We start from the raw sequence: 7,238 nt of genomic DNA on the forward strand, positions 1-7,238 counted from the left end.
TGGAATTTATCTCGCGCTAGAGCTTAGCTCCCGCTCCCTGATTTCGCTTACTAACCGCCCGCCGATCGCGTAGTCGTCAGTGGATATTTCGTCTATCGTCACGACCGTGGTTTTCTCGCCCCTGCCTAGCACGGCTACCAGGGCATCGGTTAGGTCTTTTACGAGCTTTGCTTTTTGTTCGCGACTTAAGCCGCCACGTTCTTTGGTGATTTTGACGTTTATGTAGGGCATTAATTCTCCTTAAAATAAACGCAATTGTAGCCAAAATTTCGTCTGTGCGCCTGAAAGTGCGAAATTTTATGTTAAAATCGCCACGATCTGAATTTAAGGAGAAAATATGCCATTGTTAGATAGTTTTAAGGTCGATCATACCCGCATGAATGCCCCTGGCGTGCGGCTCGCAAAAAGCATGAGCACCAAAAGCGGCGATAAAATCAGCGTCTATGATCTGCGGTTTTGCCGCCCGAATTTAGAGATTATGAGCGAGCGCGGCACCCACACGCTGGAGCATCTTTTCGCGGGCTTCATGCGCGAGCATCTAAATAGCGCGGACGTCGAGATCATCGACATCTCGCCGATGGGATGCCGCACGGGCTTTTATATGAGCGTGATCGGCGCGCCTTGCGAGAGTGTTGTCGCGGCGGCGTGGAGCGCGAGTATGAAGGATATTTTGGGGGTGGGCTCTCAAGCGGATATCCCCGAGCTGAATAAATTTCAATGCGGCACCTTCGCGATGCACTCGCTAGCAGAAGCTAAACAGATCGCGCAAAACGTGCTAAATAAAGGGATCGGCGTGATCAAAAACGACGAGATCGCGCTGGATCTAAATTTGATCAAATAGCGACGTCAATGTGTCAAGAGGCAAAACGGCGCAGTTTTTGAAGGTTTTGTCGGTAAAGCTCAGATTTATCGGGAAGAATATAAGCTTGTAGTGCGCGACAAAAGCGTTATGTAGAATTCTTAAAAAAGGATAAAATTTAGCGCTTCTTTAAAATATCGTCGTTTAAAAATCTCGCGCTGCTTTGTATCGTTTTGATAACGCGGTCTTTAGAATTTTGTATTTTGTCGGATGTGGGTCTGTGTGCGATCAAATTTACGCGCCCGATTTTCGCCGTGAAATAAAAAATCCCCAGTATCGTCGCGTTTAGAAACACTCCAAAATATATCCGTTCTAATCCCCATATCCCTATGCTGGCGGCATGAATGGGCACAAAAATTATCGCGATTAAGACCGGATAATAATCCGAAATTTTATTTTTGGCAAGGATTACGGTCGTAACGATGGCGTATGCGATGAGCGTAAAAGGAGAGATAAGCAAGAGTGCAAAAAGCGCGTTTATGCGCTGATAATCTTCGTGCCCGATTAAGACGCAAAAGCTACAAAACGCGAGCGTTATGAGAAAAAATAAAGGCAAAATCCACCGCGTTTTCACGTCGCGCCCTTTAAGCAACGATAAAAAGAGCAGATGAGAACCCAGGGCAATACAATAATAATCAAATATAACCGACGAGCTTAAAAACGTGAGCGGTATGCCGAGTAGTGCACCCGGCCCGTCAAAATATATCCCACTAAACATGAGCCACGTGATAAAGAGTATAAAAGCATATTTAAGACCCGCATAAGTGGCGCAAACACAGATACTAACGAGGATAAATCGTATAAATTTGCTCATTTGCCTTTTCCCTAAATTTAAGTGATTATAGCAAACCGCGACAAACGAACGGCGCAAAATTTTAAATTTAGCCGTGCGCTCGCCGAATCCACTGTCTATCGCGAGCTCGTGCGCGCTAGAAGCACGCCCAATGTCTTCGCATTATTTCATCCGCGCCCGCGCCGCAAGATAAAATTCATAAATTCTAAATCCGTTTTGCGTTATCATTGCGCTAAATTTAAAATTTTACGCAAAGGGGATCATATGAAAAATACGGCATTCATCACGGGCGCTACGAGCGGCTTTGGAGAGGCGATCGCCAGGGCGCTTAGCGCGCAAGGCTATAAGATCATAGCACTCGGGCGTCGCAAAGATCGGCTACAAAAGCTAGCCGGCGAGCTAGGCAATACGCACATTATCGCCGCGGACATTCGCGATAAAGCTGCGGTGTTTGATGCCGTAAGCGCACTGCCGCAAAATTTCAAAGACGTCGAGGTGCTCGTAAATAATGCAGGCCTTGCGCTCGGGCTTGAGGGGATCGCGCAGACGCCCGTAGAGGATTTGGAGACGATGGTCGATACGAATATCAAAGGCGTGCTGTATTCGACCAAGGCGGTGCTGCCGCTGATGATCGCGCGCGGCAGCGGCTATATCTTCAATCTCGGCTCGACTGCAGGCGCATGGCCATATCCTGGTAGCCACGTTTACGGCGCGAGCAAGGCGTTTATCAAGCAGTTTAGCCGCAATATCCGCAACGACCTGCGCGGCACCGGCATCCGCGTAACGGAGATCGCGCCGGGAATCTGTAAGAGTGAGTTTAGCGAGGTGCGCTTTAAAGGCGATCTAGCGCGCGCTGCGGCCGTGTATGAGGGGGTCGATGCGATCCTGCCCGAGGATATCGCGCAGATCGTGCTAAGCTGCCTAGCGATGCCGCACCGAGTCAATATCAACGTGATAGAGGCGATGGCGACGCAGCAGAGCTGGGCTGGGCTTTTTATCGAGAAGCATTAAATTTTAAGGCGAGAAAATGAAAAAAATTCTATTACTAATGTTTTTATCGGCTGCCGCGTTTGCGGTAGATGACGCGACCAGGCAGCATAATGCCGAGCTTTTCGGCATCTGGACGCTGGTGCCGCCCGTCGTGGCGATCGCGCTTGCCTTTATCACCAAAGAGGTGATTTTATCGCTTTTCATCGGCGTTTTTAGCGGCACCTATATGCTAGCAGTCGTTAACGACAATCCTATATCCGCGCTTGTGGGCAGCTTTACCGATCTGGTCGCGCGCGTGGTGGGCTCGATGGCCAGCAAAGGCAACGCGGGCGTGCTTTTGCAGGTGCTTTGTATCGGCGGCGTGGTCGCGCTGATTAGCAGGACGGGCGGCACGAAAGCTGTGGCGCTTTGGATTAGCAAGCGCGCTAAAACTGGTATCTCGGCGCAAATTTCAACATGGGTTATGGGCCTTTTCGTATTTTTCGACGACTACGCAAACGCACTGATCGTAGGCCCAGTCATGAGGCCGATCACCGATAAATTTAGAGTTAGCCGCGAAAAGCTCGCCTTTATCATCGACGCCACCGCCGCGCCGATTGCGGGTATCGCGCTAATTTCTACCTGGGTAGGCCTTGAGGTCTCTCTGATAAGAGCGGGATATGATCAGATCGGCGTGCAAAACGTAAACGCCTTCTCGATCTTCGTGCAAACCATGCCGTATCGCTTCTACAATCTTTTCATGCTCGCTTTCGTGGTTTACGTAGCGTTCATGCGCAGGGATTTCGGGCCGATGCTCTCTGCCGAAAGGCGCGCAGCGACCGGCGAAATTCATTCTAAAAATTCTAACATCGCCGAGCTAGAAGATAAAACGCTAGAGCCTAAAGAAGGCGTCAAGCCGCAGGCTTCAAACGCCGTTATCCCACTTATTGTCTTAATCTGCGGCGCGTTTGCGAGCTTTTATTTTAGCGGGCTAAGCAAGCTTGAGGGCGATGCTCTCGCAGCCGCAAAAGCCGCTCCGCTAAGCTTTACGACGCTTCAGGCGACGTTCGGCAACGCAAACTCGTCGGTCGCGCTTTTTCAAGCGGCGCTTCTTGCTACGGTCGTGTCTATATTTATGAGCGTTTACCGTAAAATTTTTAACGTCAGAGAGGCGATCTCTACGTGGATCAAGGGGTGGAAGACGATGATCGTCACGATCGTGATCTTGCTGCTTGCCTGGTCGCTCAGCTCTGTCATCAAGGAGCTCGGCACGTCGCGCTATCTGGTCGATATGCTAAGCCAAAACACGCCTAAATTCTTGCTTCCGGTAGCGATTTTCGTGCTGGGCTCGTTCATTAGCTTTTCGACGGGCACGAGTTACGGCACGATGGGAATTTTAATGCCGCTTGCCATACCTTTGGCAAACGCCGTGGGACTTCACTACGGGCTTTCGGGCGATGCGCTTCACGCCTATATGATCGTAAATATCTCGGGCGTACTTACGGGCGCCATTTTCGGCGATCATTGCTCGCCGATTTCGGACACCACGATCCTTTCGTCGATGGGCGCGGGCTGCGATCATATCGAGCACGTAAAGACGCAGATGCCTTACGCTCTATCCGTCGGCGCGGTCGCCGTAGTAGCGGGCTATCTTCCCGTAGCGCTAGGGCTTAGCGTCTGGATCGCGCTGCCGATGGGGCTTGTCGTTACGTGGGCTCTCGTGCGATTTGCAGGTAAAAAGATAGAGGAGTAGCTCCCGCAAATTTTAAATTTGCTTTTAAATTTTGAATTCCGCAGCGATGCGGAATTCTACTGGGCGAAATTCTAATCTGCCTCGCGGAATTTCACTCCACAAATTTCGTCGCGCTAGTAAAATTTTAAAACGAAATTTCAAAAAGCGCGAGCAAATTTTAAAAACCGAATTTAATGAGCCATATTAAAACGGCGCATGCGCCTGCAATTCAAAATTTTTAAAGTAAACGGATAGTAAAATACCGATAAATTTCAAACAAGGAGAATGAAATGAAAAATCCTAAGATGTTCCTCTGGGGGGGGTGTTAACTGCTTTATTAGTTGGTTGCGATAATACGGAGGTTAAATCTTTGGAATATTATGAGAACCATCCCGATGAGGCAGAAAAAGTTTTCAAGCAATGCGATTTTGATAAGTTAAAGGAGGGTAGCAACGCCTATAAAAACTGTAAAAATGCTAAAGAAGCTTATGAATTTAATGAAAGTAAAAAGTTCTTTTCTGGAACAAATCCGTATAAGACAAAATAATCCTGTGCGGCGCCGAATTTTGCGGTATAAATCTCGCTCGCGAAATGATACGGCGCGAAATCTTGCTTTACGGATTTTAGAATTTTAAAGCCTGCGAGCTTTTGGCTATCATAGAAAAAACTTGCGGACTTCGCGGTGCATTGAAATTTAATCATTTTAAAATTTACGCCACGCGGCTAGTCTAAATTTCACTCGGCGGCGGTTTGCGCGGCGTACTAAATTTAACCTCGCGCGCACTTTATCCGAGCCCTGGTTTAAATTTAAAATTTCAAATTTACTGCGATAATTCGCGCGGCGCGAGGAATTCCTTACATACAGCAATCTTGACTTACGCTATTAAATTCAAAGAAGCGAGGGCGCCTTTCTCGCGCTATGCTGCTTCAAGTCGTACGGCGGCGTTGTGCGTTAAATCTTAAATTTACGTGCCGGGCGGCGGAAGGCAGCATTTATCCCATAAAATTTTAACTTTCGCACACCGGACGACGGCTAGGTGCCATTGCTCACATGCTGTTGCGAAGCTGCTTCTAAATCGCCGAGTTAAATTTTAGCGCGCTGAGATTTTAGTCTATGCGGCGCGATTTACGAAACGACGAATTTAGCCCGCCGAAATTTTAGTCTGCATTACGACGCGCCGAAATTTTAATTTGCATTGCGATTTATAGCGCATCAAAATTTTAACTTGCGCAGAGCAATCCACCACGTATCTAAATTTTAAGTCGCGTAGTGCGATCCGCGATGAACAGGAATTTTAATTTGACGTGATTTATGACGCACTGGAATTCTAACCTGCGCTACGGATCTACGACGCACGGGCGCGTAGCCTAGTCGATTGCTCGCATCGCATCGAGCCGCTTTAAAAATATCTCCACCTTGCGTAGCTGCGCCGCATCTAGCGCCCTGCCCGAGTAAAAATACTCCACGCTGTTGCCGTTTGGATAGTAAATTTTACCGACGCTCTCGTCGCATCTTTCTGCACCCTGCTCGTCACCACAGCTTTCGTCGCCACCTTCCTTGCCTTGCTCGCCCTCGCCGCGCCCTTCCGAGCCCTGCTTGCTCCTGCCTTTTATACTCTGTCCGCCGCCTGCGCCTCGCCTTTCCGCGTCAAATTTACCGCCTTGCGCCGATGGATTCGCACCAAATTTTACGCCGCCGTCTGCGTCAAATTTAGCCGTCCGCGAGGGCAAATCCTCGCCGCATGCGAGCTTCAGCCCTCCGCCCAGCTCGCTTGCAAGGCGATTTAGCGTGCCGTCGATGCCGTCGATGATACGCACGTGAGGCGGCAAAATTTCGCGCAAAACGTCCTTGAAATAGTTAAAATGCGTGCAACCAAGCACGAGCGAGCCCAGGCGCGCAAGCTCAAATTTAGCTAGCTCCTCCCGCAGATACGCCCAAACCGCAGGCGAGTTAAACTCCAAATCCTGCGCAAACTCCACGAGGAGGGGCAGCGGCAAGCTCCACGTCTCGCACTCCAGCCGTCCCACGAGGCGCGCGAGCTTTTCGCCTGCGATCGTTAGCGGCGTGGCGATGAGCAGCGTCGGGCGCGAGCCGAAGCTGTCCGCGGCGAGCTTGACGGCGGGCTCCATGCCGATGACGGGCACGCTAAATGCGCCGCGAAGCTCCGAGATAGCCGCGCTCGTGGCGGTGTTGCAAGCAACGACGACCCCGTCCGCGCCGCGCGAGACCAAAAACCCGACCGCATCGAGGCTGAGCCGCACGATCTGGGCCCTACTTTTCGTGCCGTAGGGGACGTGATCCTCGTCGGCAAAATACAAAAACTCCGCCCCGCTAAACCGCCGCAGAGCCTCGGCGAGCACGCTCAGCCCGCCGATACCCGAGTCAAAAAACGCTATTTTCAAATCTTTATCCAAGGTTAAATTTAATGCGCGATTATAGCTCAATTCAGGTAAAATTTAAATTGCGAACCGCTTGAGCGCGGAATCTAACGATAAAATTTAAAAATAATCAAGCGCCTCACGACTGGATTTTGTGCAAATTTAGCGCCGGATAAAGCATAAATTCTACGCAGGCAAAAGCGCAAATCAAGGTGCAGATGAAATTTAACGCGACGATAAAATTTTATCGCTAAATTTCACGCCTCATCGCCGCAAATTTCGCTCTATTTGTACAGCTCGCCGACCTTCAGCCGCCGCGCGCCGTCATACACGCGCAGTCCGCCAAGACCACAAGGATGTCGTCATACGCACTTCCGTCATCGTATAATGCCCATCGTCGCCGATGCTCTGTATTTTGCCACCCTACTCGATCGTTTCAAATTTTGAAATTTCACCCGAGTCGTGATCGCCCTTAAAATGCCAGCTACAAATCTTTTTGCCGATAA

Annotated in this window: 7 protein-coding genes; 4 read left to right on the forward strand and 3 right to left on the reverse strand. The window is 49.8% G+C overall.

Annotated features, from left to right (window positions below; all coding sequences use genetic code 11):
* Positions 1-6: 6 nt before the first annotated feature.
* Positions 7-231: a 4-oxalocrotonate tautomerase family protein gene (locus tag Q0236_RS02830; RefSeq protein WP_297914885.1), complete on the reverse strand. Its 225-nt coding sequence runs from the start codon at positions 229-231 to the stop codon at positions 7-9.
* A gap of 106 nt (positions 232-337) precedes the next feature.
* On the opposite strand from Q0236_RS02830, the gene luxS reads away from it, so the two are divergent.
* Positions 338-841, forward strand: a complete 504-nt coding sequence (luxS, locus tag Q0236_RS02835) for an S-ribosylhomocysteine lyase (RefSeq protein ID WP_297914888.1) — start codon at positions 338-340, stop codon at positions 839-841.
* 136 nt (positions 842-977) lie between these two features.
* Here luxS and Q0236_RS02840 read toward each other — a convergent pair whose 3' ends face one another.
* Positions 978-1,673: a hypothetical protein gene (locus Q0236_RS02840; RefSeq protein ID WP_297914892.1), complete on the reverse strand. Its 696-nt coding sequence runs from the start codon at positions 1,671-1,673 to the stop codon at positions 978-980.
* Between the two features lie 243 nt (positions 1,674-1,916).
* Here Q0236_RS02840 and Q0236_RS02845 point away from each other — a divergent pair, with 243 nt between their 5' ends.
* From Q0236_RS02845 to Q0236_RS02855, 3 genes are all read left to right on the forward strand, one after another.
* The gene (locus Q0236_RS02845) at positions 1,917-2,663 is read left to right on the forward strand and encodes an SDR family NAD(P)-dependent oxidoreductase (protein WP_297914895.1); all 747 of its coding nucleotides are present in this window, start codon (positions 1,917-1,919) and stop codon (positions 2,661-2,663) included.
* Positions 2,664-2,679: 16 nt separating this feature from the next.
* A complete protein-coding gene (locus Q0236_RS02850) occupies positions 2,680-4,374 on the forward strand; it encodes a Na+/H+ antiporter NhaC family protein (protein WP_297914898.1) in 1,695 nt (564 codons plus the stop codon).
* A gap of 301 nt (positions 4,375-4,675) precedes the next feature.
* Positions 4,676-4,900 (forward strand): EexN family lipoprotein, encoded by a 225-nt coding sequence (locus tag Q0236_RS02855; protein ID WP_297914901.1) that lies wholly within the window; start codon positions 4,676-4,678, stop codon positions 4,898-4,900.
* A gap of 821 nt (positions 4,901-5,721) precedes the next feature.
* Here the strand turns inward: Q0236_RS02855 and murI are convergent.
* On the reverse strand, positions 5,722-6,756 hold the full coding sequence (gene murI / locus Q0236_RS02860) for a glutamate racemase (protein WP_297914905.1): 1,035 nt from the start codon (positions 6,754-6,756) through the stop codon (positions 5,722-5,724).
* Positions 6,757-7,238: the final 482 nt, after the last annotated feature.

The sequence above is a fragment of the uncultured Campylobacter sp. genome (assembly GCF_938031315.1).
Classification (GTDB): domain Bacteria; phylum Campylobacterota; class Campylobacteria; order Campylobacterales; family Campylobacteraceae; genus Campylobacter_B.